Raw genomic sequence first — 26,234 nt, 5'->3', positions numbered from 1 at the left:
CGTCAGTGGTCCTTGCGGAGGGCGTGGGCGAGGAGGTCGAGGAAGGAGCGGTTGATGAGGCTCGACTCGGCGGGCCTGAGCGGGCGCCGGGACAGCAGCGCCGCCTGTCCGTAGAGGGCTTCGGCGCTGGTGCGGGCCAGTTCGGGCTCGTCGATGGCGACGGCGGTGCGGACCAGCGGGTTGAGCTGGTTGAGGATGAGTTGGGCGCGCGGGGCCTCTTGGCGCAGGGCGCCGAGGATCTCACCCCACAGGCCGCCTTCTTGCTCGCGGGCCAGTTGTGAGCGGGTGCGCTCGTGCCGGGCCTCACGGCTGTCGACGAGGAGGGCGGGGGCGGAGGCCGGCTGGAAGGTGCGCAGCGCGACGTCGCAGTCGAAGACGGCAAGGGCTTCGCGGGCGCGGGCGAGGTAGGCCGCCGCCGCCAGCTCCGTCTCCCGGTCGACCGGGTCGAGGTGCGCGGTCAGGGTCGCCGGGTCGAGGTCGGCGACGCTGGTCCGATGCCTGATTTCGGGCAGCCGGTGGACCAGTTCGCGGTCGTAGGTGTAGCCGCCGTTGACGACGCCGAGCCCGGCGGCCGAGGCGATCGCCGCGACCTGTCGGAACTCCTCCACACTCGACGTGACGAGCACGGTGCGGTGGGTGCGGGCGAACTCGTCCAGGGTGGTGTGCCCGTCGGTGGTCTCGAACGGCAGCCAGGGCAGCAGCATCCGCAGGATCTCGTCGTCGTGCACGGCGAGCGACTTCACGGCCAGGTGGTGGACGTGGAGGAAGCGGGCGAGCAGGTCGGGGTCGCTGGCGGCAGCCCGGGCGATCCAGGCGCGCAGCCGCTCGGCGAGGGCGTCGCGGACCGCGGCGAGGGTGTCGTCCTCGTACAGGGACTCGCGGGAGGCCGTCGGGCGCAGGCTCTCGGCGTCGACGACGCAGCGGACGAAGAACGCCCACTCGGGCAGGATCTCGTCGGCCTGTTCGGACAGCAGCATGCCTTTGACGTGCACGCGGTGGCCGTGGCGCCGCCCGGCCGGTACCGCCTGCGGCAGTACGCACGCGATGCCCTTCAGGCCCACGGCCGGCAGATCCAGCTCGATGGTGTCCAGCGGTGTGAAGCCGAAGACGTCCTCGCCGTACGCGGCCAGGGCGCGGGAACGGGCCCCCGGGGTGGGGTACGTACGGGCCCAGGGCGCGGGCTCGGGGTTCACGGCGGCGCCCGGGCCGCCCGAGCCGTCGTCGAAGGTCACGGGGTGCCGCAGCAGGGAGCCGAAGTGCCTGGCCAGCGCCCGCACCTGCGTCGGCCGGGTCCACTCGCCGGCGTCCGCGCGGGGTGTCAGCGTGACGGTGGTGCCGGGCCGGGGCCGGGCGGAGGGGCGCAGGGTGCGGATGGTGTAGCTGCCGTCGCCGCGTCCGCGCCACTCCACCGCGGGTGCGTCGGGGTTGCGGGCGGAGCGGCTCACGACGTGGATCTCGTCGGCGACCAGGAAGCAGGAGAGCAGTCCGATGCCGAACTGGCCGATGAAGTCGCCGCGTTGCTCGGTGACCTGCTCGGCGCGCTTGCTGCTGCGCCCGATCGTGGCGAGGAAGCTGTGCACGTCGGCCTCGGTGAGGCCGACGCCGTCGTCCTCGACCCGGACGGCCGAACCGTCGGCGTACAGCCGGATCCCGAAGGCCCCCGCGGGGGCGGCCGGTTCGAGGGCATGCCTGGCGGTCAGCGCGTCCACCGCGTTCTGTAGGAGTTCCCGCAGGTAGACGCGGGGGCTGGAGTAGAGGTGGTGGGAGAGGAGGTCGACGAGGCCGCGCAGGTCCACCTGGAAGGTGCGGTCGGCGCCGGCCGGGCTGGAGGGGGCGTCGGGCAGAGTCATCGGGCAGTCCCGGGGTGGCGTGATGGAGGAGTGAGGGCGGAGCGACAGCGCCGGGTGGGCGGCCGGACGGGGCGTGGTGCGGCCGGTCCGGTCAGGCGTGGCGGCGGAAGCGGGCGTACGCCTTCTCCGGCTGTGCCATGTAGCGCCAGGGCCACGGCGTGTAGGCGCCGCCCAGCTCGTGGAAGACTCGCGGGGCGACGACGCTCTCCGAGGCCAGCGACAGGGCCATGGCGAAGGTGTTGAAGTCGTGCTGCCAGCCCGGGCGTCGCTCGTAGGCGGGGTGGAGGATGCTGTGCCGGGCGGCGTCCCGCAACTCCTTCTGGATGTAGGGCAGGTCGAGACAGCTCGGGCTGTCCGACTCCACCCAGTCCTCAACGTGGGCCATGGCCACCAGGCAGCCGAGGCGGTGTCCCTCGGGTGCGCGGGTGAACGCCTCGCGGGCGTACGCCATCGCCTCCCCCGGTTCGCCGCCCCAGCGGGGCTGTAGCTGGGACACCTGCTCCAGGTGGGTCTCCAGGTCGAGCGGGTCGCGGCGCAGCGCCGCCTCGTACCGGGTCCGTCTGACGTCGTCCGGCAGCGACATGCCGCGGGCGGAGGTGAGGAGGCGGCACCAGGGGGTGATCCAGTCGGGCCGCAGCTCGGCGGCGAGCAGCAGCTGTTCCTCGGCGATCTCGAGCCGCTCGTGGAAGAGGCGCCACTGCTCCTGCGTGACGTTCACGGCGCGTTCGGCGGTCCGTGCCTCCCAGCCCCAGGCGATGTGACGCGCCCCTGACATCAGCAGCGCGGTCGCCCGGTGCTCGGTGTCCTGCTCGACGGCCCGGCCGATCCAGTTCTGCACCCCGTCCAGATCGGCCAGCTCACCGAGCACCTGGTGGTCCCGGCCGAGGTCGAAGGGGGCCAGTGCCGCCTTCACACCGTCCCAGTCCCCCGCGTCGGCGGCCTCCACGAGGGCGAGCACCCGCGTGTCGCCGAGGGCGCGCACCGGGTACGTACCGTTCCTGCGCCCGCGCGGGGCGGGGAGGACGTTCGGATCCGCCGCCGGTCTCTCCCCCGTCTTGCCGAACAGCTTGCCGAGCATGTCGCGCCCTCCCCAGGTGCCGCTTGATCAACTGGAGCAGCATAAGGGGAACCTCTGACAACGCCTCCACTTCATTTTCACACCGGCTTCACTTGCGGACCGCGGTCATGCGGGCGACTGGGCGGGGCGCTTGTACATGCGGGTGGCCGTGATCTCGCTGTGCACCGCCTCGCCCTCCCCTTCGGCGGCCGGCGTCGGCTGCGGCAGGCCCGGCCTGAGGTGCTCCTCCACGCTGATGTACTTCAGCCCCGCCCTGAGGTCGGCGTCGTTGCGCAGCCGGATGACCAGCGGGAACTCGGCCAGCGCGGTCGTGTCGAACAGGCCGGTGGTGTACAGGAGCTGGACGCCGAGCGCGTCGGAGACGGCCCGCTGGAGCTCCAGCAGGTAGGTGGCGTTGGCGCGGCCGATGGGGTTGTCCAGGAACAGGGTGCCGGCGTGGCGGTGCCGGTCGCGGCCCCGGTCGTTGCTGCGCAGCGCGGCCATCGTGCAGTACAGGGCGATGGCGGCGGTGAGCAGCTGGCCGCCGGAGAAGACGTCGCCCATCTGGCCGACGGGGACGCGTTCGGCGCGCAGTACGGCGTCGGGCTTGAGGATCTCGACGGCGACGCCCTTGGGCCGCAGGGCGGCGGCGACACCGCGCAGCAGCAGGGACATGCCGTCGCGGCGCAGGTCCGAGTTCTTCTTCACGGCGGCGCGGGTGGCCTCGTCGACGACCTCGCCGAGCCGCTCGGTGAGGGTGGCCTGGTCGGGTTCCTCGAAGCGGATGCGCAGGAACTCCTGCCCGGACCACTCGCCCAGGCCCTCCGGCAGCCGGGACAGCCGCTGGGCGGAGCGGAGGGTGGCCAGCGCGGACTCGACCAGGCCGCGCAGCCGGTCCACGATCGAGTCGCGGTTGCGCTCCAGCTGGGCCAGTTCGTCGGTGAGGACGCGCAGCCTGGGTGCGAAGGCGTCGGCCCACTTGGCGGCGTGCTCGGGCAGTGCGGCGGCGGGCAGTTCGCGGATCTGCTGGCGGGCGGGGGTGCGGACCTGCTCGTAACGCGTCGAGTTGGCGTGCCGGACGAGGACGTCGCTCGCCTCGCGCACGGCGGCCTCGGCGGCGGACAGGTCGGCGGCGCAGCCGCGCAGCGAGCGGCGGGCCTCGGCGGCGGACCGTCGGGCCTCCTCCAGGTCGCCGGCGTAGGGCTCGGGCTCCTCCTGCTCCTCCTCGACGGCGTGCTCGCGCAGCAGGTCGCGGAGCATGGCGGCGATCTCGTCGAAGCCGCCGGCCGCGTCCTCGGCCGCGCGGTGCGCGTCGAGCAGTTCGGCGTGGGCGTCGCGGGCCTGGGCCAGCGCCTCGGTACGGGCGGACAGTTCGGCGGTCGCGGTGCGCAGCAGGGTCTGGGCGTGCTCGGTGTCGCGCGGGAGCAGTTCCTCGGGGAGGTCGGTGTGGGTGTCGCCGTCCTCGGGCGCGTGCCGTTCGGCCTCGCCGCGCAGCCGGCCGAGCTGTTCGCTCGCGCTGGACATCCGGGTCTCCAGGAGCTGCACCAGCTCCTCGGCCCGGGCGGCGGCGGCCTGCCGGGAGGGCCCGTCGGAGCCGTCCGGCGACTCCAGCAGCTGCCCGGCGCGGGTGCGGACCTTGTTGCTGAGCCGGTCGAGGTCCGCGCGGGCCGCGCTCTCGTCGCTCTCCGCGCGGGCCTGTTCGGCACGCAGGTCGGCGCCGACGCCGACCTTCTCGTACACCTGGGAGGCGGCGCGGTAGGCCTCCCGCAGGTCGGGCAGGGACGCCTTCGCCCTGGGCGCCCGAGCGCCGTCCCCGGGGGCCGCTTCCGATACGTCGTCGGGGGCGCCGGCGATCTCGGAGCGCTCGGCGCGCAGCGCGCGGGCGGTGCGGCGGGCGTCGTCGGCGGCACGCTGGGCGGCGCGCCGGTCCTCGTCGGCAGCGCGGGCCCGCTCCAGGCAGGCCTGGGCGCGGGCCTCGGACTCGGCGCCCTCGTCGGCCAGTTCGCGGAGCCTGACCTGCCAGCCCGCGCGTTCGCGCAGCCGGAAGGCGAGTCCGGCGAGGGCGTCGGCGGCACGGCGGGCCTTCTGCGCGGCCTCCTGCCGCTCGTCCCGCAGGTGGACGGCCTCGGCGGCGCTCTCGTCGGCCTCGGCCCGCACGGTGCGGGCCTCGGTCAGCTCGGCCTCGGTCTCCTCGGCGAAGGCGCGGGCCTCCTCGGCGGTGCGGGCCAGCTCCGCCAGGCGTCCGGCGGGGCAGCCGGTGCGCCAGGAGGCGAGCCGGGCCGCCAGCTCGCGGTCCTTGCCGAGGCGGGCGGCGAGGGTGCGGATCTCCTCGTCCCGCTCGCCCGCCCGGGCGCGCAGTGCCTGCCGCTCCTCGTCGGCGGCCTGCTCGTCGTGCATGGCCGGGTTCGGCGGTACGAGGAAGACGTCGCCGCTGCCGGACCCGGGGGCCGGGGTCGGGGCGAGCAGCGCGGCGGCCGTGCCGACGGCGACGGCGGAGCGCGGCAGCAGGGCCGCGTCGCCGAGCGCCTCGCGGGCGCGGGTGTGCGCGTCGGGGTCGGTGATGATCACGCCGTCGACCAGCTCGGGGCGGGCGGCCAGCACCCGGGCGTGGTCGGCGGGGTCGACGGCCTGGGCGAGGTAGCGCCAGCCGGGCAGGGCGGGGATGCCGTGCTCGCCGAGGAACTCGACCGTGGCCAGCACGTCCGGTCCCGGCGGCAGCAGTCCGCCGTCGCCGAGCGCGCCGAGGATGCGGGAGTCGTCGGCCGCGGCGGTGCGCAGCTCGAACAGCTGGCGTTCGGCGGAGGTGACGGTGGAGTCGAGCAGTTCGCGCAGCTCGTCGGCGAAGCGGTCGAGTTCCTCGGGGGTCAGCGCGCCGTCCGGTGCGGTGGGAGCGGCGGCCGGGTCGCCGCGGTCGGCGTCCCGGCGGGGCTGGGGGATGCCCGGCCGGGTCCCGGTGGCCAGGCCGAGCAGCTCGGCGAGCCGTTCCTCCGCGGCCAGCGCCTCGGCGGTGCGCCGCTCGCCCAGGTGGGCGCGCTCGGCCGCGGTCGCCGCGTCCGCCGCGCGGGCCGCGGTCAGTTCGGCGCGGCTTTCGGCGGCGGCTGCCTCGCGGGCGTGCTCGGTGGCCCGGCGGGCCGCCTCGCGGGCGGTGTCCCAGGCGGCGACGGTGGTCTTCTCCGCGTCGCTGGCGGCGAGGGCCGCGCGGGCCGGGTCGGCGTCGGGCGTGCTGTCGTCCAGCCAGCCGGCGCGGACGGCCTCGGCGGTCTCCTGCTCGACCTCGGTGAGGCGCTGGCGCAGGTGTCCGGCCTCGCTGCGAGCGCGCTGCGCCTCGGTGGCGGCGGTGGTGGAGTCCCGGTGGGCGGTGTCGCTGACCTCCTGGAGGGCGGCGGACCGCTCCTCCTCCTCGTTGGCGTGGTCCTCGGCCTTCGCGGCCGCCGCGTGCAGGGCGCGGACGAGGTCGACGGCGGCTTCGGTACGGGCGGCGAGGGCGGGGGCCGCGTCCCGTTCGGCCTCCCGGATGGCGGCGGACACGCGGGCGACGCGGTCGGCGGCGGCGCGGTGGCGCAGGACGCCCTCGGCGGCCTGCCAGGCGGAGTGCAGGGTGCGGGCCTCGGCCAGTTCGCGCTTCTGCGCGGCGGCGGACTTCTCGGCACCGGCCAGGGCCAGCGAGGCGTGCCGGTAGGCGAGTTCGGCGGCGACGAGGGCGCCGCGGTCCCGGGCGGACTCGGCGTGCGTGACGGCGTACGCGGCGGCCGTGACCCGCTGGGCGAGGTCCGAGGCCCGCACCCGCTCCCGGGCGCCGCGGGCGGTGAGCCGGCGGGCCAGGTTCCTGGTGCGTCGTTCGGCGGCGGTGTGGATGTCACGCGCGCGGCCGCGCGCCTCGGCGGCCTCGACGATCCGGCCCAGGAGGTCGACGGACCCGGCGGTGAAGTCGCGTTCGGCGATCAGCTCGGCACGCCGGCCCAGCTTGTTGCCGAAGCCGCCGACCAGGTCGGCCAGGCCGTCGGTGTCGCGGGTGTCGGTGACGGCCCGCAGCAGCAGGTCGGTGAAGTCGGAGTCCTTCTTGACCGCGAAGAGCCCGGCGGCCTCGCCCTCGTCCGCGTTCATCTCGCGCTGGTAGCGGAAGAGTTCGGGGTCGAGCCCGAGGTCGCCGAGGTGCTCGTTCCAGCGGTCGTGGATCTCCTCCCAGTGCACCTCGAGATACGGGTAGGCCTTGCCGGCCTCGGTGAGCGCGTCCCGGAAGCCCTTCATCGTGCGCCGCCTGCCCTGCGCGCCGGAGGCGCCCTCGACGGGCGGGCGGACGGCGGTGGCCTCGGCGACCGGCAGGTTGTCCAGGGTCAGTCCGGGGCCGGGCCGGAAGGAGTACCAGGCCTCGGCGAACTTCCGCGGGTCGCCCGAGACCTGCCGCCCGCGCCACTCGCTGACCTTGCCGACGACGACGCACTCGCCGGTCTGCACGTGCTGCCACTCCAGCGCCACGTGGCCGCAGTCGTCGGCGAGCAGGAACTTGCGCAGCACGCCGGAGCTGGCGCCGCCCAGGGTGTTGCGGTGGCCCGGCAGCATCACCGAGAAGATCAGCTTGAGGAGCACGGACTTGCCGCCGCCGTTCTCCAGGAAGAGCACGCCCGCGGGCGCGGGCCGGCGCGGCGGGCCGACGGGCTCCTCCTCGAAGAACTCCGCCTGCGTCGGTGCGGGGTCGGGCACGGGCTCGCCCACATCGCGCAGGTCAAGCACGGTGTCGGCGTAGCGCGCACCGGCGGGTCCGATGGAGTAGAGGCGGACCCGGGACAGCTCGTACATGGCGGACTCTCGTCAGTCTTCGGACGTCGGGGACGGTCGGGCGGGTGCGTTGTCGCTCGGACGGAGGCGGTTGTTCGGACGGGCGCGGTTGTTCGGACGGGTGTGGGTCAGGAGGAGTGGAAGGGCAGGCCGGCGTCGGCGACCAGCTCCAGGTCGTCGGTCTCCTCGGCGGGCAGCAGCGTCGCGGTGCCATCGGTGACCGGGACGACGCCCAGGTCCAGCAGCTCCGTCAGGGCGGCGCTGCCCGCCATGTCGCGCACCTGGAGCTGGTAGCGGGCGGTCGTGCGGTAGGTGCCGCCGTGGTCGTCGCCGGTGCGCTGGAGGAAGCCGGACTCGGTGAGGAAGGCGGCGGCCTTGCCGACGATGCCGGTGGTGGAGCCGGGGAGTCTGCGCGCGTCCTTGGTGGCGCCGGTCGCGCTGCGCCTGACCCAGATCCGCCAGGCGGCCTCCAGGCCCGGGGCGTCGGTGGCCGGGTCGGTGTTCTCGCCCTGCTGCTCGGCCCGCTCCTCGAGTCTGCGGCAGGCCTGGCGGACGAACGCGTCCACGCCGTTGACCGTGACGCGGCCGATGTAGCCGTCGTCGGCGAGGTCCTCGGGGCGCGGGTAGGCCATGGCGGCCACGGCGAGGTGGGCGAGGCCGTGCAGGAAGCGGTCAGCGGAGTCGGTGGCGGCACGACGCGCGTAGTCGCCCATGCGGACGGCGAACACCGAGTCCTCGGCGGCGGTCACCGCCATGCCCGCGCGCGGGGACACCTCCAGGACGATCAGCCCGAGTCCGGCCGCCACGGCGTCGGCGAGCCGCGCGAAGGGCGGGTCCTCCCGGTAGCGGCGCAGCAGGTCGGCGTACTCCTGGTCGCGGGCGGGCAGCAGCTTGGGCTGAAGACCGAAGGCGACGAGCCGCGCCGCGTCGGCGGCGTCGGCGGGCGTGACGGCCGCGGTGGTCGGCGCGGCACCCGCCTCCGGCTCGCTCGGGTCGGCGTGCTCGGTCACGGTCGGTACTCCTCGCTGTGCTGTGGCTCGGGGGTGGGGCGATGGCTGGGGTGGTTGCTGGGGCGATGGCTGGGGTGGTGACTGGGGCGGTGGCTGAGGGGACGGGTGAGGCGGTCCCGGAAGCGGTGCCGCCGGTTCATGCCGCCTCCGTGCGGTCCGCCGCCATTCCCGCCGCGTCCAGCAGCGCCGTGCCGACGATGAGGTCGGCGCCGCCGAACTCGGGGTCGTCCAGCTCGGTGCCGTCGTCGACGGCGAACAGCAGCTTCGGCTCGCCCTGGCGGTAGGCCGTGCCGACCGGCGGGCTGGCGGCGTGGACGGCGAGCAGCGCGACGAGGTACGGCAGCTCGCGGTCGCGGTCACGGGCGTCGGCCAGCAGCCCGGACAGCCGGCGCGGCGCGTCGTGCGGCAGGTCGAGCAACTCCATGGCCGCGGCGAGCTGCTCCTCGCTGAAGCGGCTGTCGTCCGGGGTGGCGATCAGGTCGGGCTCCGGCATCTCGGCGCCGAGGTGCTCCCGCTCCACCGGCGGCGTGAGGAGTATGTCGACGAGGTCGCCGACCCGGACGGAGAGGGGCGTGCGCAGCCCGGTGCCCCGGGCGAAGAAGGCGTCGGTGACGCGGAGCGCCCGCTCCACGGGCAACGGCAGCACGGGGGCGACGAGGTGGCCGTACAGGTCGAGTCCCGAGGTGGTCAGCGGGGTGGCGAAGGCCTGCCGGTCCTGCTCGGCGCGGAAGAGCGGTCCGGCCTCCAGGAGGCGGGACTGGAGCTGGGTGTGGCGGCGGATGCAGTCCTTGACGATGTCGACCAGCTCGGCGGCGCGGCGCTTGTGCTCGGCGTCCTCGGTCTCGTCGCGGGCCTTGCGGATGTTGGTGAGGATCGCGTTCTCGTGCCGGTAGCGGTCGGCGACGTGGTCCAGGGCCTCGGCGATCATGTCGGGGACGGCGCTGAGCCAGTCCACCGCGCGGACGTTGCGCCGGGTGGCGTCCAGGGCGCGGCGCAGGGTCTCCGAGTACTGGACGGTGCGGTACCGGGCCTGTTCGGCGGCGAGCTGGGCGTCGGCGAGGCGGCCCCGGCTGATCAGCACCTCGAGCTTGACCTCGGCGGCGATCTGGGCGCTGGTGACGTCGGTGTCCAGGGCGCCGACCAGGACGTTGACCGCCTCGTCGGTGGTGCGCAGGTAGACGGTGCCGCCGGGACCGGGGACCTCTTCGAGCAGCTTGAAGTCGTAGTCCCGCCGTACGTACGTGCCGTCCGGTCCGAAGGTGCCGTACACCGCGCGGAAGCCGCGGTCCACGCTGCCGACGTTGATCAGGTTCTCCAGGACCCAGCGGGCCACCCGCTCGTGCTCGGCGGCGGGGCGGCGCGGGGCCTGGGCGGCGACGCGCGGGATCAGCCTGGCCACTATCTGGTCGTGGTCGGCGCCCGTGTCGAAGTCCATGTTCAGCGTGACGAGGTCGATGGCGGCCAGGGCGACCTCCGCCATGCCGTACACCGAGTACTCGCCGGCGAGGTTGGCCTTGCGCGCGTCGAGGTCGTGCAGCGGCGCCGTGCAGGCGAGCGCGCGCAGCCGCCGCGCCAGTCCCTCGTCGGCGGCCGGGCCCGGGGCGGGGCGCGGCCCCGCGCTGAGCTGGGGCGGAACGCTGTCCGTCGATGCAGGCGAAGTCACGGTGCACAGACTAGGTCCTCGGTCTGACATCGGCCCAAACGGCGCAGATGGACCCCGCGGCACGGTGGCCGGAACGCCGTGCCGCCGAACCCCGATGCCTTCTGCGCTGATGCCTTCTGCTCTGGAGCCCTCTGTCCTGAAGCGTTCTGCCCTGAAGCCTTCTCGCGAGCCCCGGTGCGTTCTCGGCGGACCGGTCCTACCCCTCGTCCCCGACCCGCCGCAGGTAGACCTCCACGACGCGCTTGAGCGAGTTCTCCAGGTAGACCGCGAGCAGTCGCGCCGCCGTCTCCCGCTCGCCGCTCTCCAGGGCCGCCAGGATCTCCGCGTTCCGGGCGATGTACGGCTCGTGCAGGCGCCGCGGATCGTCCACGACGTGGAAGGCGAGGCGCAGTTCGGCGAAGACGCTGCGCATCAGTTCGTCGGTGCGTTCGCTGCCGGCGAGGGCGACCAGCTCCCGGTGGAAGTGGATGTTGGCGGTACCCACACCTTTCCAGTCACCTTCGCGGGCCGACCGGCGCCCGTCCTCGACCGCCTCGGCGAGCCCGTCCAGCGGGTACGGAGGCTCGCCGAGACCGCGGACGACGGCGCACTCGACGAGGGAGCGGGTGCGGTAGATGTCCTCGACGTCCTCGACGGTGAGGACCCGGACGAAGACGCCCCGGTTCAGCTCGTGGACGAGCAGGCGTTCGTGCGTGAGCAGGCGGAACGACTCGCGCAGGGTGTTGCGGGAGACGCCGAGGGCACCGCCGATGCTGTCCTCCGACAACCGCGTCCCGGGCGGGAAGTAGCCCTCGGCGATCCGGCTCCTGAGGATGTCCGAGACGCGCTCGGCGGTGCTGGTCCGCCCGAGGAGGGCGCGGTCGTCGGCCAGTCCCGTCAACTGCTCTGCCATGCCCGGAATTCAATCGCAGATACCAGAACGAAACAACAGGGGTATTGAGGGATCGTTGAACGATCCCCTACGGTGCCTCCAAGTCCCCGCTCGATCCGCACTCTCCGTCCTCCCTCTGCGAGGTGCACCATGAGCACACCCCCTTCCCCGCCGGTCCTCCCCGCCGGCACCCGCTCTCCCGATACCGCCGAACACGCCGCGGAAGACGGCCCGTTCGGCTGGCTGCGCGCCCTCGGCCCGCGGGGCCGCCGCGCCTTCGGCGGCGCGTTCGGCGGCTACGCCCTCGACTCGTACGACTACTTCACGCTGCCGCTGACCATGGTCGCGCTGGCCGCGTACTTCCACCTCGACAGCGGTCAGACCGGTCTGCTCACGACGGTCACGCTGGTCGTCTCGGCGATCGGCGGCGCGCTCGCGGGTGTGCTGGCGGACCGCGTCGGGCGGGTCAGGGCGCTGTTGCTCACCGTGATCACCTACGCCGTCTTCACGGTGGCCTGCGGTTTCGCGCCCAACTACGAGACACTGCTGGTCTTCCGCGCTCTCCAGGGCCTCGGCTTCGGCGGCGAGTGGGCGGTCGGCGCCATCCTGGTGGCCGAGTACGCGAGCTCCCGGCACCGCGGGCGGACGCTCGGCGCGATCCAGAGCTCGTGGGCCGTGGGCTGGGCGCTCGCGGTGGTCGTGTACACGCTGGTCTTCTCGCTCGCCGGGGACGACCTGGCCTGGCGTGTCATGTTCTGGACCGGTGCGCTGCCCGCGCTGCTCGTGGTGTGGGTGCGGCGCAGCGTCCAGGACGCGCCGCGGGCCGCCGAGGTCCGGGAGGAGGGGGCCGGCAAGGGTTCGTTCGCGGCCATCTTCAAGCCGGGCACGGCCGACTCGCCGGGGCTGTTGCGCGTCACGCTCTTCGCGAGCCTGCTCTCCACCGGCGTCCAGGGCGGCTACTACACCCTCGCCACCTGGGTTCCGACGTATCTGAAGGACGAGCGCGACCTGTCGGTGGTCGGCACCGGCGGCTATCTGACGTTCCTCATCTCGGGTGCCTTCCTGGGCTACCTCACCGGCGGTGTGCTCACCGACGTGCTGGGCCGCAGGCGCAACATCTGGCTCTTCGCGCTGCTGTCGGCGGTCTGCATCCTGGCGTACGCGAACATCCCCAGCGGCGCCAACACCCTGCTCCTGGTGCTGGGTTTCCCGCTCGGCTTCTGCATGTCGGCCATCTTCAGCGGGTTCGGTTCGTATCTGAGCGAGCTGTATCCGACGGCGGTGCGGGGCGCGGGCCAGGGCTTCACGTACAACACCGGGCGCGCCGTGGGCGCCGTCTTCCCCACCACGGTCGGCTTCCTCGCCGACAGCTGGGGCGTGGGCGGCGCGCTGGTCTTCGGCGCCATCGGTTACGCCATCGCGGCACTGGCCCTGCTGGGGCTGCCGGAGACCCGCGGAAAGGAACTGGCATGAACCGCCCGCACCCCGCGGCCGTGGACCGGCCGCTCGCCCTGGTCGACGAGCACGCGCACGCGTGGAGCCCGAAATCGGCCCGCGCCCGCTTTCGGAAGGGGCTGACGGGCCCCACGGCCGGGGTCGCCGCCGGCCACACCCAGGCCAATCTGATCTCGGTGCCCGCCGACTGGGCCTACGACATGCTGCTGTTCTGCACCCGCAACCCGCAGCCCTGCCCGGTGCTCGACGTGACCGACGCCGGGGACTGGACCACCGTGCTCGCCGACGGCGCGGACCTGCGCACCGATCTGCCGCGCTACCGGGTGTGGCGGGACGGCGAGCTGGTGGACGAGCCGACGGACGTGCTGGAGCACTGGCGGGACGACCTGGTGACGTTCCTGATCGGGTGCAGCTTCACCTTCGAGTGGGCCCTGGCCTCGGCGGGCGTCCCGATCCGCCACGTCGAGCAGGGCCGCAACGTCCCGATGTACGTCACCACGCGCGCGTGCCGCCCGGCCGGGCGGCTGCGCGGGCCCATGGTGGTGTCGATGCGTCCGGTGCCGCCCGCGCACCTGTCGGCGGCGATCCGCGAGACCGGTCTGCTCCCGGCGGTGCACGGCAGCCCGGTGCACTGCGGCGACCCGTCGGCGCTGGGCATCGCCGATCTGGACCGGCCCGACTTCGGCGACGCCGTGGACCCCGAGCCGGTCGACATCCCGGTGTTCTGGGCCTGCGGCGTGACCCCGCAGGCGGCGGTCATGGCCTCCCGGCCCCCCTTCGCGCTCACCCACGCGCCGGGGCAGATGTTCCTCACCGACGCGCGTGACGAGCAGTACCGCGTGGCGTGATCCCGCGTGCCTCGGCACGGGTACGGGACCGCCCGCGACCGGCCTCGTGCGCGCCCCCCGGGCACGGGCCAGGTCCGACGCCGTACGCGAGCCCGGCAGCGAGTGGCCGGGCCGCGTGCCGGGGTCGAGGCCGTACGCGGGACCCGGTGGGTGAGCAGCACCGGGCCCGCCCGCGCGGCGGAGCACACGGGGACGCGGGGACACGGGGCACCCGCCCCACCCGTCGCACCCATGACACATCGGCGGCGCGGGGTGGGCCGCGGGCCGGGGCCGACCTCGTGCGTGGAGCCGTTGGCGGGCGGTGCCGCGCCCGGTCGCGGCGGGCGCGTCCCGGATCGCCGGGCCGCGCAGCCGACGCGGCTCAGGACACGGCCTCCGGCCGTACGGGTCGGGTCGGGAGAGGCGCGTCGTGCGCGGCCAGGAACGCCTCGACGGCCGTCCTCCAGCCGAAGCACTCCGCACGCGCGCGTGCCGCCGTCCGCCGGTCCGTCTCCCGGCGTGCCAGGAGCAGTTCCACAGCGTCCGCGAAGGCGTCCGCGTGGTCGGCGGCGACGGCCCCGGCCGCGCCGATCACCTCGGGCAGCGCCGAGGACGCGCTCGCCACCACGGGCGTGCCACAGGCCAGCGCCTCCAGCGCGGCGAGCCCGAAGGTCTCGGCCGGTCCCGGGGCCAGACACACGTCGGCGGACGCCTGGAGGGCACCGAGCAGCCCGGGGTCGGCGACATGGCCGAGAAAGGTCACCGGAAGGCCCCGGGCCCGCGCCCGCTGTTCGAGTCGCGGGCGCAGCGGCCCGTCCCCGGCCACCACCAGCACCGCCCGCCCGCCGCGCCGCCGGAGTTCGGCCAGCGCGTCGAGGGCGGTGCCGGGCCGCTTCTCCACGGACAGCCGGGAGCACATCACCAGCAGTGTCTCGGCCCCGCGCGCGTACCGGGCCCTCGTACCCGGGTCGCGCAGCCCGGGGTGCCGTCCGGTGAGGTCGACGCCGAGCGGGGCCCGTACGACGTTGCGGGCCCCGATGCGGACGAACTCCCGCTCGGCGAACTCCGTGGTGCACACCACGCGCGCGTAGGCGTGCGCCGTACGGACGTTGAGGGCGTCGGCGGTGCGCCGGGCGGCGCCTTCGGGCAGCCCCCAGGTGCGCAGCACGCCGTCGGTGGTCTCGTGGGAGACCATCACGGCGGGGACCCTGGCCCGCCGGGCCCACCTGCCGGTCCAGCGCAGGGTGGTGCGGTCGGACACCTCCAGGCGGTCGGGGGCCAGCTCCTCCAGCAGGGCGGCCACCCGCCGCCTGTCGGTGAGGACGCGGTATCCGCCGGTTCCCGGCAGCGGGCGCCCCGGGAGTGTGATCACCCGGCCCTGTGCGGTCTCCCGGTCGTCGGCGTGCGGGCCGGGGACGACGAGAACGGGCTCGTGTCCGGCCGCGCGGTACCCCCGGCCCAGTTCCCGCAGCGCGGTGCGCAGTCCGCCGGACGCGGGGGCGACGAAGTTGGCGAGCCGGACGATCCGCAGCGCGTTCATGCCGCCAGCACCGCCTTCCGGGAGGCGAGCACGTCCGTGTAGTGCCCGATCAGCCGGTCGCCGACGGCCGCCCAGGTGCGCCCCTCCACGGCGGCCCTCCCGGCCGCGCCGTAGGCGGCCCGCAGGCCGGGGTCCGCGGACAGGGACCACACGGCGTCCCGTACGGCGGCGGCGTCGCGCGGGGGCACGAGCGGCCCGGTGCGGCCGTGGGCCACGAGGTCCAGCGGTCCGCCCGCCGCGGGCGCGACGACGGGCACACCGCTCGCCATGGCCTCCTGCACGGTCTGGCAGAACGTCTCGAAGGGGCCGGTGTGCACGAAGACGTCCAGCGAGGCGAAGACCCGGGCGAGTTCCTCGCCGGTGCGGCGGCCGAGGAAGACGGCACCCGGCAGCGCCTGCTCGAGGCCGGGGCGGCTGGGTCCGTCGCCGACGACCACGACGCGCACGCCGTCCAGGGCGCAGGCGCCGGAGAGCAGTTCCACCTGCTTCTCGGGGGCGAGGCGGCCGACGTAGCCGACGATCAGCTCGCCGTCCGGGGCGAGGGCGCGGCGCAGCGCCTCGTCCCGCCGGCCGGGCCGGAAGCGGGCGGTGTCCACGCCGCGCGGCCACAGCCCGACCCGGGGCACACCGTGCGCCTCCAGGTCGCGCAGGGCCGCGGTGGACGGGGCGAGGGTGAGGTCGGCGGCGGCGTGCACGGAGCGGATGCGCCGCCAGGCGGCGGCCTCGCCCTCCCCCATGTACGTACGGGCGTAGCCGGCCAGGTCGGTCTGGTAGACGGCCACGGCGGGGACGCCGAGCCGGGCGGCGGCGGCCATGCCGCGGACGCCGAGGACGAAGGGCCCGGCCAGGTGGACGAGGTCGGCGCGGTGTTCGGCGATCGCGGCGGCGACCCGCCGGCTGGGCAGGGCGACGCGCACTTGCGGGTAGCCGGGGAGCGGCAGGGAGGGGATCCGGACGACGCGGCACGGGGCGTACGTGTCCGCCCCGTCGGCGGCGGAGGTGGCCGGCGCGACGACGACGCAGTCGTGACCGCGGCCCACGAGGTGCCGGGCGGTCTGGAGCGCGCAGTGGGCGACGCCGTTGACATCGGGGGGAAAGGATTCGGTCACGATGACGACTCGCATACCGGTGTTGTCGCCGGACTGGACGTGCTCGCGTCAACGTCGATCTTTCCGGCCGAGGAACGTCCCGTGAGCGTTGCCCCGCCCACCCGGCGGGCCGGGCCACGGCCACGCCCGCCTGAGCCGGGGTCCATCCGCCGTTCACCGGGAGCGGCCTGGCGGCGCGCGGCCGGGTGCCGCCACGGCGCGCGGCCGCACCGGCACCCGTGGCGCTCACACGGCGGGCGCGTCCGGTCCGAAGCGGCTGCGGACCGCCGTCTGTACCTCGTCCTCCTCGGCCGGGTCGGCGGCGAGCCTGCGCAGCCGTTCGACGACGCGGTTGTCGCCGGTCTCGGCATGGCGGGCGGCGACTTCGCGGGTGGTCTCCTCGCAGTCCCACAGGCACTCGATGGCGAAGCCGGCCGCGAAGGACGGATCGGTGGCGGCCAGCGCGCGGGCCGCCCGGCCGCGCAGGTGGGAGGAGGCGGTTTCGCGGTAGATGTGACGCAGTACGGGCGCGGCGCAGGCGATGCCGAGCCGGCCGGTGCCGTCGACGAGGGTCCACAGGGTCGGCGCGTCGGGCCCTTCGCCGCGTACCGCCTCCCGCAGCGCGGCGAGCACGAGATCGCGGTCCTGGGCGGCGCCCCGGCAGGCGAGCACCCGGCCCGCGGCGGCCCCCAGGGCGTCGGGCCGGTGCACCCAGCCGCGCGCCCGGTCCACCGCGGCGAGGCTGCGCATGCGTTCGTAGGCGGCGACGGCGGCCTCCACGACCGGTGTCGAGCCGGTGGCCACGGCGCCCTCGACCAGGTCGAGGACGTCCGGGTCATTGCTGTCGGCGAGATAGCGCAGGGCGGTGCAGCGGGCCCCCTCGGTGCCCGTCCGCGCGGCCTCGACGATCTCGGGCCGGTCCTCGGGCCCGGCGACGGCCGTGAGACAGCGCGCGGCCGGCACGTGGAGCGGGGTGCCGCGCTCGACGCCCTGCTCGGCCCACTCGAACACGGCTCGTACGCTCCAGCCTGGGCGCGGTCCGGTGGAGTCCATCTGTCGCTGCCAGCGGTCGAAGCAGCCCGTCTCCTGGGCGGCACGCACACGCGTGGCGATCGATTCGCGGGGGTCGTCGGCCCACAGGCGCCAGGGCCGGGGTTCGAAGGCGTCCCGCACCGCGGCGGCCAGCTCGGCCTCGCCCTCGGCGTCGCGCGGGAAGCGGGCCAGGACGGGCGCGGCGAGGGCGCGCAGTCCCGCGTCGTCGTCGCGCAGCGCCAGCTCGTCCAGGGCCCACGCCCAGTTGACGCCGTGCGCGGCGTACCGGCGCAACAGTCGGAGCGCGTCCAGCCTGCCGTAGGAGGCGAGGTGGCCGAGGACGGCGAGGGCCAGCCCGGTGCGCGACTCGTCGGCGTCCAGGACGTCCTCGGGGTCGAAGAGGTGGGCCTCGATCGCGTCCAGCTCGCCGTTCAGGTCGAGGTAGAGGCGGGCGTAGTAGAGGGAGCGGTTCTCGACCTGCCAGTCGTGGCGGGGGTCGTGGAGCACGCAGTGGTTCAGGGCCGCGAGCGCTTCGGCGCGCGGAGCGGTGAGCGCGTGCAGCGTGCCGTCGCCGCGACCCCGCTGAAGCAGGCCGAGCAGCGTACCGCTGGGCGCTATGACCGGATCGAACATGGGAAACAGCCTCACATCAAGCGTCGACGCAACCGGGGAGCACGCGTTACCTGGCCGTGCGCCAACACGTCGGAGCGCCCGCCGTCTCTTGCTTGCTGAAGACCATGTTCCTCTGCCTCTCGTCGGTGGCCCTTGCGAGCCGTGTCACGGCCCGCGCGGTGCGGCAACATCTGCCCAGCCATCACGTCCGTGAACCACGTCGTCATGATGGCCCGGCGGTCACATCTGCCGCGACCGAAATTTCGGCGGCCCTGTACCGCCTCCCCCGTTTTCCGTGTTTTTCCTGGTCAGAAAAGTGTGGAGCGGCCCGGACGGAACCTACTCCACCGTCCCGTCACCGGGTGCCGAACAGCTCCAGCAGGTCCGTCCGGGCGAACATCCGCGCCGTGTCCACGGCCGACGGGGTGCCCGCCGACGGGTCCGCGCCGGCCTCGAGCAGCGCCTTGGTCACGTCCGTTTCACCCTTGAAGGCGGCTCCGGCGAGCGGCGTCTGACCCCGGTCGTTGACGCGGTCGGCGTCGGCGCCGCGGGTCAGCAGCGCGCGCACCGCGTCGGCGTGCCCGTGGTACGCGGCGAGCATGACGAGGGAGTCGCCGCGGTCGTTGGTGAGGTCGGCCGGAACACCGGCGTCCACGTATGCGACCAGCTCCTCGGTGCGCCCCTGCCGGGCCAGATCGAAGATCTTGGTCGCCAGCTCCACGACCTCGGGGTCGGGGGCTTCACTCATCGGCCGGACCACCTCTCACTGCGAACATTCGGCGAATCGCCAGGGTACTGGCTCGCGGGACACCCGAGCGGACCAAGGACCGCTCCGCCACCCGAGGTAATTCGGTCGAATTTCCCCCATTTGCACCTTTTATCGTATAGATACATGCTGTGAGCCTGGAAGTACTCATGGTGACTGTCCCCGTGAACCAGGAGAACTCACATGATCCTCTCGATCTCAGGCGTGGTCCTGCTCGGCATCGTCGTCTTCATCTTCTTCCGCAAGGACGGCCTCAAGGCCTCGCACGCGCTGGTCGCCGTACTGTTCGGGTTCTATCTCGCGAGTACGGCCATCGCCCCCAGCATCAAGGCGGGCGGCGAGAGCCTCGCGGGCCTCCTCGGCGGCATCAAGTTCTGACGACCCGCTCCCCCCGCCCGACATCCGCACGTACGCACCTCCAGGAGGCAGCAGTGGCCCGGCGGCCCCTCCCCCGCATTCTGAGCAACGGCGGCGCACAGCTCGCCCGGAGCCGGGAGCTGGCCCGGACGGCGGCCGACAGCGCCACCGACGTCCTCCAGCCGCTGATCACGATCGCCCGCGGTCTGCGCCGACTGGCCGCGGCCGCGCGGCGCAGATGGACCGAGACCCCCAAGGACCGGCGCGGCGCGCTGCTGTTCCTGGTGGCCTCGGTGGTCCTGGTGGTGGCACTCGTGCCGTACGGCCCGCTGCTCGCCGTCATCGCCCTGATGGCGGCGGCAGCCTGGCAGGGCAGGGAGCGCACCCCGGCGGCGCCCGCGGGCCCCGACGACTCCCAGACCCGGCGCTTGCAGTCCCTCTACGAGGCGCTGGTCCCGTACTTCTCCCTCGCGGAGGACCCCGACCCCCTGTACGTCCACGGCGGCGGGTGGGAGAAGGCGTTCCCGGCGTACGAGTTCGACGACGACGGGCGCGTCGCCCACCTGGTGATCCGCTACCCGGCCTACTTCACGGACGGGGAGGCGGAGTCCCGGACCCGGATCGAGCACCTGCTCACCGCGAAGTCCGGCCGGGGCCGGGAGTACCACTTCACGTGGGACGAGGAGGCCAACCACCTCTCCGTGGACGTCCTGGCGCCGCTGCCCACCGACATCGCCGCCCAGCGTTTCGTGACGGCGCCCGGCGAGACCGTCCTCGGCTTCACCGACCCGACCCGGGTCCAGCGCACGCTCCCGCTCACCCACGGCGTGGAGCGGCGGGACGTGCCGCCGGTCGTCTGGCGCACCGGCATCCGCTCGACCGAGCCCCATCTGCTGGTCCTGGGGCAGCCCGGCACCGGCACCTCGACCCTGCTGCGTTCGGTCGCGCTCCAGGCGCTGCACCAGGGCGATCTGCTGATCGTCGACGGCGGCGGCACCGGAGAGTACGCCTGCCTGGTCGGCCGGGACGGCGTCCTGGCCGTGGAGTGCGGCCTCACCGGTGCGCTGACCAGCCTGGAGTGGGCCGCCGCCGAGACGGAACGGCGGCTGATCTCCGTGAACCGGGCCCGTCAGCAGGGCCTGGCGGCGCCGGACGACACCCGGCGGCCCCTGTGGGTCTTCCTGGACCGTCCGACGGCGTTCACCCACCTCGCCGCCACGGGCGGGCGCCGGGACCCGCAGACCCTGCTCCAGGTCCCGCTGCGGCACGGCCGGGCCGCGAACGTGACCGTGGTCGTCGCCGACCAGCTGGACGCCCTGGACGGCCTCACCGACGCCGTACGGCAGCACACGCGCGCGCGTGTCGTGCTCGGCCCGGCCACCGCGGACGAGCTGTCGAACGCACTGGGCGCTCCCCCGCACACCACGCCCCTCGCCCAGGTCCCGCCCGGCCGGGGGTACGCCCGTCTGGGCACGGGGCCGGTGCACCGCCTCCAGGTCCCGGCCACCCCCGACCCCTACGACGACGCGACGAGCGAGGCGCACCGGCAGGCGGTCCTCGACCTGCTCCCGCCGCGCACGACCCCGGCCGACGGGGAGCAGGCGCCCCTCCCCCCGGAGGCGGAGGCCGAGGCGAAGGCCAAGGCCGTCTCGATGGAGAAGGAGGACGCCCCGGCCGGCCTGGCCGCGAGCGAGCCGGAGGAGACCGCGGCGGACACGGAACAGGCCCCGGTGAGGGTGGAGAAGGCGGCGGCCGGGACACCGACCGAGCCGGCTCCCACTGACCCGGTCCCCGCCGACCCGGTCCCCGCCGAGGCCGTCGCGGCGGAGACCTCCTGACCCGGTGGCCGGGGCGACGCACCCCACAGCTCCGCCCCGGCCCCTCGCGCATCTCCCGCCGGTCCGCCTCCGGGCCGCGCCCGTGTCCACGGGCTCCGGCGCCCACGGCGCCTCGCCTCCGGCGGAGCCCTCCCGTGACGCGTGCGAGGCGCCCGTCCACCGGGTCAGCGACCGGCGCCGACCCGGCGCGCCCTTACCGCCCCGACCGGCCGAAGGCACCGGACGCCACCTCACTGGCGCCTCGACCGTCCGCCCGTCGCCCGCGTCCCCCCACGCCGCGCTTGACCCGGCCCGCGGGGCCGGCCCTAGGCCACGAACGTCCGCGGTGTCTCGCCGCCGCCGACGCCGCCGTTCTCCACCAGTCGGGCCGCGACGGCCAGTCGTACCGCCGCCTCCTCGGCCACCGCGCCGCCGACCGTGAACGGCAGGCGGACGTACCCCTCGAAGGCGCCGTCGACCCCGAAGCGCGGCCCGGACGGGACGCGGACGCCCACCCGCTCCCCCGCCTCGGCGAGCCGGGAACCCGACAGGCCCCCGGTCCGCACCCACAGGGTGAGGCCGCCCCGGGGCACCTCGAACTCCCAGTCCGGCAGCTCCCGCCGTACCGCCGCCACCAGCTCGTCCCGGTTCTGCCGGGCCTGTTCGCGGCGCACCGTCACGGCCTGCTCCCAGCCGCCGGTGCTGAACAGCCAGTTCACGGCGAGCTGCTCCAGCACCGGTGTGCCCAGGTCGGCGTAGGCCCGCGCGGCGACCAGGCTGCGGATCACGTCGGGCGCGGCGCGGACCCAGCCGATGCGCATCCCGGCCCAGAAGGCCTTGCTCGCCGAGCCGACGGTGATCACGGTCGAGCCGGCCGGGTCGAAGGCGCACACGGGACGCGGCATCTCGACGTCGTCGTCCAGCCACAGCTCGCTCATCGTCTCGTCGGCGACGAGCACCGTCCCCGCCGAGCGGGCCGCGTCGACCAGCCGCCGCCGCTGGTCGTCGTCGGCGAGCGCGCCGGTGGGGTTGTGGAAGTCGGCGACGACGTAGGCGATGCGGGGCGCGGCGTCGCGCAGCACCTGGCGCCAGCGGTCGACGTCCCAGCCGGTGAGGCCCTCGGCCATCGCGACGGGCACCAGCCGGGCCCCGGCCTCGCGCATCAGCTGGAGGATGTTGGCGTAGGACGGGGACTCCACGGCGATGCGCTCGCCGCGTCCCCCGAAGAGGTGGCAGATGGCGTCGATGGCGCCCATCGCCCCCGTGGTCACCATGATCTGCTCGGGCATGGTGGGGATGCCCCGCACGGTGTAGCGCTCGGCGATCATGGCGCGCAGCGCGGGCAGCCCGGCCGGGTAGTCGCCGTGGGTGTGCGCGTACGGCGGCAGCTCCTCGAGGGCGCCCCGCACCGCGCGGGTGAGCCAGGGTTCGGGTGCGGGCAGCGCCGCGCACCCCAGGTCGATCACCGAGCCGAGCGCCTCGGGCGGCAGCGGCTCGAGTCCCCGGGCCGGAAGCGGGTTCCCGGCCGGGACCGCGGTCCAGCTGCCCGCACCCCGCCGGGATTCCAGGAAGCCCTCGGCACGCAGCGCCTCGTAGGCGGCGGCGACGGTGGTGCGGCTGACGGTCAGGGCGAGGGCCAGTTCCCGTTCGGCGGGCAGCCGGGCGGCGACCGGGACGCGGCCCTCCAGCACGAGCAGCCGGATGCCGTCGGCGAGCGCGCGGTAGGCCGGCGGACGGCGCGTGCCGGTCCCGGCCGGGCGATCCTGTTGGGAGGCGAGCAGCCGCGCGAGTTGCCCCGCCCCGACGGCCGAGGTCCACTGCGCCATGGAAATCAGTCCACCTTCCCCGAATTGGCCCTGGTTGAAGCTTGTTCCCAAGCCACAGGGTGTCACGTGGCAGGCCACGACCACCACCCAGGGGGGGCATCTCTTGTCCAGGCAGTCCGAACAGCCCGAGCGGCCCAAGCGGCCCAAGCAGTCCGAGCAGTCCGAGCAGTCCGAGCAGCCCAGGCGACTCGCGCGGCGGCTGATCCAGCTCTACGGCGGTCTCGCGCTCTACGGCGCCAGTTCGGCGCTGCTGGTCAGGTCCGGGCTCGGGCTGGAGCCGTGGAACGTGCTGCACCAGGGGCTCGCGGAGCACACCGGCCTGTCGATGGGCGTGGTGCTGACCGCCGTGGGCGCGGCGGTCCTGCTGCTGTGGATCCCACTGCGCCAGCGGCCGGGCCTCGGCACCGTCTCCAACGTGCTGGTGATCGGCGCCGCGATGGACGCCACGCTGAGCGTCGTGCCGGACGCCCAGGGCTGGACGCTGCGCATCGCCGCGATGGTCGCGGGCATCGTCCTCAACGGTGCGGCGACCGGGCTGTACATCGCCGCACGGTTCGGCCCGGGCCCGCGGGACGGCCTGATGACGGGGCTCAACCAGCGCACCGGGCTCTCGGTGCGGCTGGTGCGGACCGTGGTCGAGATCACGGTGGTGGTGACCGGCTTCGCCCTCGGCGGCACGGTCGGCCTGGGCACCCTGCTCTACGCCGTGGCGATCGGCCCGCTCGCGCAGGTGTTCCTGCGCGTGTTCGCCGTGCCGGCGACACCGCACGGCGGCACGGTGGTTGCCGCCGGGCGGCCCGGGCGCGCGATACTGCGCCGGTGACCAAGCCGATACGCCACCCGTACCTCGACCATCCCGGCCCGATCGCGTTCGCCCACCGGGGCGGGGCGGCGGACGGTCTGGAGAACACGCTGCGGCAGTTCCGCCGCGCGGTCGAGGCGGGCTACCGGTACATCGAGACCGACGTGCACGCCACGCGGGACGGGAAGCTCGTCGCGTTCCACGACGCGACCCTGGACCGGGTGACGGACGGGGCCGGGCGGATCGCGGACCTGCCCTGGGAGGACGTGCGCCACGCGCGCGTGGCGGGCGCGGAACCGGTGCCGCTCTTCGAGGAGCTCCTGGAGACCTTCCCCGAGGTGCGCTGGAACATCGACGTGAAGGCGGAGCCCGCCCTGCGGCCCCTCCTGGAGCTGATCGGGCGGACGGGCGCCTGGGACCGGATCTGCGTCGGCTCCTTCTCCGAGGCGCGCGTGGTCCGCGCCCAGCGGCTCGCGGGCCCCCGCCTGGCCACCTCGTACGGCACCCGGGGCGTCCTCGGTCTGCGGCTGCGCTCCTGGGGTCTGCCGGCCGCGCCGCGCCGCTCGGCGGTGGCCGCGCAGGTGCCCGAGGCGCAGTCGGGCATCCAGGTGGTGGACCACCGCTTCGTGCGCGCCGCCCACGCGCGCGGGCTGCACGTGCACGTCTGGACGGTCAACGACGCGGACCGTATGCACCGGCTCCTGGACCTGGGAGTGGATGGCATCATGACCGATCACATCGACACACTGCGCAAGGTCATGGAGGACCGCGGCGTCTGGGGCTGAGCCACCCGGCCGCGCCCCGGGGACGGTGCGCGTGCACGGGGAAGGCGAGGGCACGGTGGGCACCGACACCCTGCGGTCGGACGCGGCGGGCGGGGCCGACCCGGCCGCCGAACGACGGCGCGAGCAGCGCGGCTGGTACTTCTACGACTGGGCGTGCTCCGTCTACTCGACGAGCGTGCTCACCGTGTTCCTGGGCCCCTATCTGACCTCGGTCGCCGAATCGGCGGCGGACGCGGACGGCTACGTCCACCCCCTGGGCATACCGGTGCGCGCGGGGTCGTTCTTCGCGTACTCGGTGTCGCTGTCGGTGATCGTGGCGGTGCTGGTGATGCCGCTGGTGGGCGCGGCGGCCGACCGCTCGGGCCGCAAGAAGCCGTTGCTGGCCGCCGCCGCGTACACCGGCGCCGCGGCCACGACCGCCATGTTCTTCCTCGACGGCGACCGCTACCTGCTGGGCGGTCTGCTGCTGGTCGTCGCCAACGCGGCGCAGTCGGTGGCGATGATGCTCTACAACTCCTACCTGCCCCAGATCGCCCCGCCCGAGGAGCGCGACGCGGTCTCCTCCCGGGGCTGGGCCTTCGGATACGCGGCCGGTTCCCTCGTCCTGATCGTCAACCTGGTCCTCTACACCGGCCACGACTCCTTCGGGCTGAGCGAGAGCGCGGCGGTCCGCGTCTGCCTGGCGTCGGCGGGGCTGTGGTGGGGCGCGTTCGCGCTGATTCCGCTCCGGCGGCTGCGCGACCGGCGTGCGGTGGCCGGGAAGGCCGCGCTGCCCGGGTTCCGGCAGCTCGCGGCGACCGTCCGGGACATGCGGCGCCGCCCGCTGACGCTCGCCTTCCTGCTGGCGTACCTGGTGTACAACGACGGCATCCAGACGGTGATCTCCCAGGCCTCGGTGTACGGCTCCGAGGAGCTGGGCCTCGGGCAGTCCACGCTGATCGTGGCGGTCCTGCTGGTCCAGGTGCTGGCGGTGGCGGGCGCCCTGGCGCTGGGCCGGCTGGCCCGCAGATACGGCGCCAAGCGCACGATCCTCGGGTCGCTGGTCGCCTGGACGGTGACCCTGGGGGCCGGGTACTTCCTGCCGGCGGGCGCGCCGGCGTGGTTCTTCGTGCTGGCCGCCGGGATCGGGCTCGTCCTGGGCGGCAGCCAGGCGCTGTCGCGCTCCCTGTTCTCCCACCTGGTCCCGCCGGGCAAGGAGGCCGAGTACTTCTCGGCGTACGAGCTGAGCGACCGCGGGATGAGCTGGCTCGGGCCGCTGCTCTTCGGGCTGACCTACCAGCTGACCGGGAGCTACCGGGACGCCATCATCTCGCTGGTGGCGTTCTTCGTCATCGGTTTCGTGCTGCTCGCCCGGGTCCCGGTGCGGCGGGCGATCGGCGACGCGGGCAATCCGGTACCCGAAAGGATTTAGCACTCGGCGCGAAAGGGCTGTAGTGTACGCGTTTGGCCTGCCAGGCGTACCGTTACTGCGCGTCAAAGGTGCCGAATCGCTATGTCACATCTGCCAGCAGAGGTGACAAACCGGACGTCGGCGGGTACTGCACTGGTTGCAAGGCTGCGGCTGCGACGGCGACGCAGGGCCCGGATCGGGAGTCGGGACGGGAATCTTTACCGCCGCCCGGACGTTGACCGGATGACGACGACAGCGACACCTGTCCTGTGGGCGACAAGCCCGGGAGGCACGATTCATGAGTGAGCGAGCTCTTCGCGGCACGCGCCTCGTGGTGACCAGCTACGAGACGGACCGCGGCATCGACCTGGCCCCGCGCCAGGCCGTGGAGTACGCATGCGAGAAGGGGCATCGTTTCGAGATGCCCTTCTCGGTCGAGGCGGAGATCCCGCCGGAGTGGGAGTGCAAGGTCTGCGGGGCCCAGGCACTCCTGGTTGACGGCGACGGCCCTGAGGAGAAGAAGGCCAAGCCCGCGCGTACGCACTGGGACATGCTGATGGAGCGACGCACCCGCGAGGAGCTCGAAGAGGTCCTCGAGGAGCGGCTGGCCGTTCTGCGCTCCGGCGCGATGAACATCGCGGTCCATCCGCGAGACAGCCGCAAGAGTGCGTAGCGGGAGACCCTAGGCGAAACAACCGAACAACCGCGGG

General features: G+C 74.4%; 19 protein-coding genes. 8 read left to right on the top strand and 11 right to left on the bottom strand.

From position 1 onward, the window contains the following. Positions 1-2 precede the first annotated feature (2 nt). The 6 genes from B9W62_RS32305 to B9W62_RS32280 all read right to left on the bottom strand — a co-directional run bounded on the left by B9W62_RS32305 (position 3) and on the right by B9W62_RS32280 (position 11,248). On the bottom strand, positions 3-1,850 hold the full coding sequence (locus B9W62_RS32305) for an HSP90 family protein (RefSeq protein WP_087810454.1): 1,848 nt from the start codon (positions 1,848-1,850) through the stop codon (positions 3-5). A 91-nt stretch (positions 1,851-1,941) separates the two neighbouring features. After that, a complete protein-coding gene (locus B9W62_RS32300; RefSeq protein ID WP_087810453.1) occupies positions 1,942-2,928 on the bottom strand; it encodes a hypothetical protein in 987 nt (328 codons plus the stop codon). A 105-nt stretch (positions 2,929-3,033) separates the two neighbouring features. Beyond that, positions 3,034-7,704 (bottom strand): hypothetical protein, encoded by a 4,671-nt coding sequence (locus B9W62_RS32295; RefSeq protein ID WP_087810452.1) that lies wholly within the window; start codon positions 7,702-7,704, stop codon positions 3,034-3,036. Between the two features lie 107 nt (positions 7,705-7,811). Then, positions 7,812-8,693 (bottom strand): hypothetical protein, encoded by an 882-nt coding sequence (locus B9W62_RS32290; protein WP_087810451.1) that lies wholly within the window; start codon positions 8,691-8,693, stop codon positions 7,812-7,814. A gap of 136 nt (positions 8,694-8,829) precedes the next feature. Further along, positions 8,830-10,356 (bottom strand): hypothetical protein, encoded by a 1,527-nt coding sequence (locus tag B9W62_RS32285; protein ID WP_087810450.1) that lies wholly within the window; start codon positions 10,354-10,356, stop codon positions 8,830-8,832. A 196-nt stretch (positions 10,357-10,552) separates the two neighbouring features. Further along, complete coding sequence (locus B9W62_RS32280) at positions 10,553-11,248, bottom strand: GntR family transcriptional regulator (protein ID WP_087810449.1); 696 nt, start codon at positions 11,246-11,248, stop codon at positions 10,553-10,555. 129 nt (positions 11,249-11,377) lie between these two features. Between B9W62_RS32280 and B9W62_RS32275 the strand changes: the two genes are divergently transcribed. Beyond that, positions 11,378-12,700 carry an MFS transporter gene (locus B9W62_RS32275; protein ID WP_087810448.1) on the top strand — a complete coding sequence of 441 codons (1,323 nt, stop codon included), beginning with the start codon at positions 11,378-11,380 and terminating at the stop codon, positions 12,698-12,700. Further along, entirely contained in the window at positions 12,697-13,530 is an 834-nt protein-coding gene (locus tag B9W62_RS32270; protein ID WP_087810447.1) for a putative hydro-lyase, read from the top strand. The genes B9W62_RS32275 and B9W62_RS32270 overlap by 4 nt, the downstream gene beginning before the upstream one ends. A gap of 361 nt (positions 13,531-13,891) precedes the next feature. Here the strand turns inward: B9W62_RS32270 and B9W62_RS32265 are convergent, their stop codons facing one another. The 4 genes from B9W62_RS32265 to B9W62_RS32245 form a co-directional block, all read right to left on the bottom strand. Then, a complete protein-coding gene (locus B9W62_RS32265; protein WP_087810446.1) occupies positions 13,892-15,049 on the bottom strand; it encodes a glycosyltransferase in 1,158 nt (385 codons plus the stop codon). Continuing rightward, complete coding sequence (locus tag B9W62_RS32260) at positions 15,046-16,173, bottom strand: glycosyltransferase family 4 protein (protein WP_087810445.1); 1,128 nt, start codon at positions 16,171-16,173, stop codon at positions 15,046-15,048. Before B9W62_RS32260 ends, B9W62_RS32265 begins: the two co-directional genes overlap by 4 nt. Positions 16,174-16,383: 210 nt before the next feature. Beyond that, positions 16,384-17,802, bottom strand: a complete 1,419-nt coding sequence (locus B9W62_RS32255; RefSeq protein ID WP_087810444.1) for a hypothetical protein — start codon at positions 17,800-17,802, stop codon at positions 16,384-16,386. A gap of 334 nt (positions 17,803-18,136) precedes the next feature. Then, a complete protein-coding gene (locus B9W62_RS32245; protein ID WP_087810443.1) occupies positions 18,137-18,529 on the bottom strand; it encodes an ankyrin repeat domain-containing protein in 393 nt (130 codons plus the stop codon). A gap of 201 nt (positions 18,530-18,730) precedes the next feature. On the opposite strand from B9W62_RS32245, the gene B9W62_RS32240 reads away from it, so the two are divergent. Next, positions 18,731-18,925, top strand: a complete 195-nt coding sequence (locus B9W62_RS32240) for a hypothetical protein (protein WP_003977410.1) — start codon at positions 18,731-18,733, stop codon at positions 18,923-18,925. 53 nt (positions 18,926-18,978) lie between these two features. Then, on the top strand, positions 18,979-20,742 hold the full coding sequence (locus B9W62_RS32235) for a P-loop NTPase family protein (RefSeq protein ID WP_087810442.1): 1,764 nt from the start codon (positions 18,979-18,981) through the stop codon (positions 20,740-20,742). Positions 20,743-21,047: 305 nt separating this feature from the next. On the opposite strand, the gene B9W62_RS32230 is transcribed toward B9W62_RS32235, so the two are convergent. Continuing rightward, positions 21,048-22,547, bottom strand: a complete 1,500-nt coding sequence (locus tag B9W62_RS32230) for an SCO1417 family PLP biosynthesis transcription factor (RefSeq protein WP_087810441.1) — start codon at positions 22,545-22,547, stop codon at positions 21,048-21,050. Between the two features lie 103 nt (positions 22,548-22,650). Here B9W62_RS32230 and B9W62_RS32220 point away from each other — a divergent pair, with 103 nt between their 5' ends. The 4 genes from B9W62_RS32220 (at position 22,651) to B9W62_RS32205 (ending at position 26,197) form a co-directional block, all read left to right on the top strand. Continuing rightward, positions 22,651-23,370, top strand: coding sequence for a membrane protein YczE (locus tag B9W62_RS32220; RefSeq protein WP_179235782.1), 720 nt, complete (start codon positions 22,651-22,653; stop codon positions 23,368-23,370). Next, positions 23,367-24,134 carry a glycerophosphodiester phosphodiesterase family protein gene (locus tag B9W62_RS32215; protein WP_087810440.1) on the top strand — a complete coding sequence of 256 codons (768 nt, stop codon included), beginning with the start codon at positions 23,367-23,369 and terminating at the stop codon, positions 24,132-24,134. Before B9W62_RS32220 ends, B9W62_RS32215 begins: the two co-directional genes overlap by 4 nt. Before the next feature lie 55 nt (positions 24,135-24,189). Then, positions 24,190-25,545: an MFS transporter gene (locus B9W62_RS32210; RefSeq protein WP_107424253.1), complete on the top strand. Its 1,356-nt coding sequence runs from the start codon at positions 24,190-24,192 to the stop codon at positions 25,543-25,545. A gap of 277 nt (positions 25,546-25,822) precedes the next feature. Then, entirely contained in the window at positions 25,823-26,197 is a 375-nt protein-coding gene (locus B9W62_RS32205; protein WP_003977404.1) for an RNA polymerase-binding protein RbpA, read from the top strand. Positions 26,198-26,234 lie beyond the last annotated feature (37 nt).

The sequence above is a fragment of the Streptomyces sp. CS113 genome (genome assembly GCF_002188365.1).
Taxonomy (GTDB): Bacteria; Actinomycetota; Actinomycetes; order Streptomycetales; family Streptomycetaceae; genus Streptomyces; species Streptomyces tendae.
Note: the sequence above shows the minus strand (reverse complement) of the source record. Positions and strands in the feature narration are given on the sequence as shown.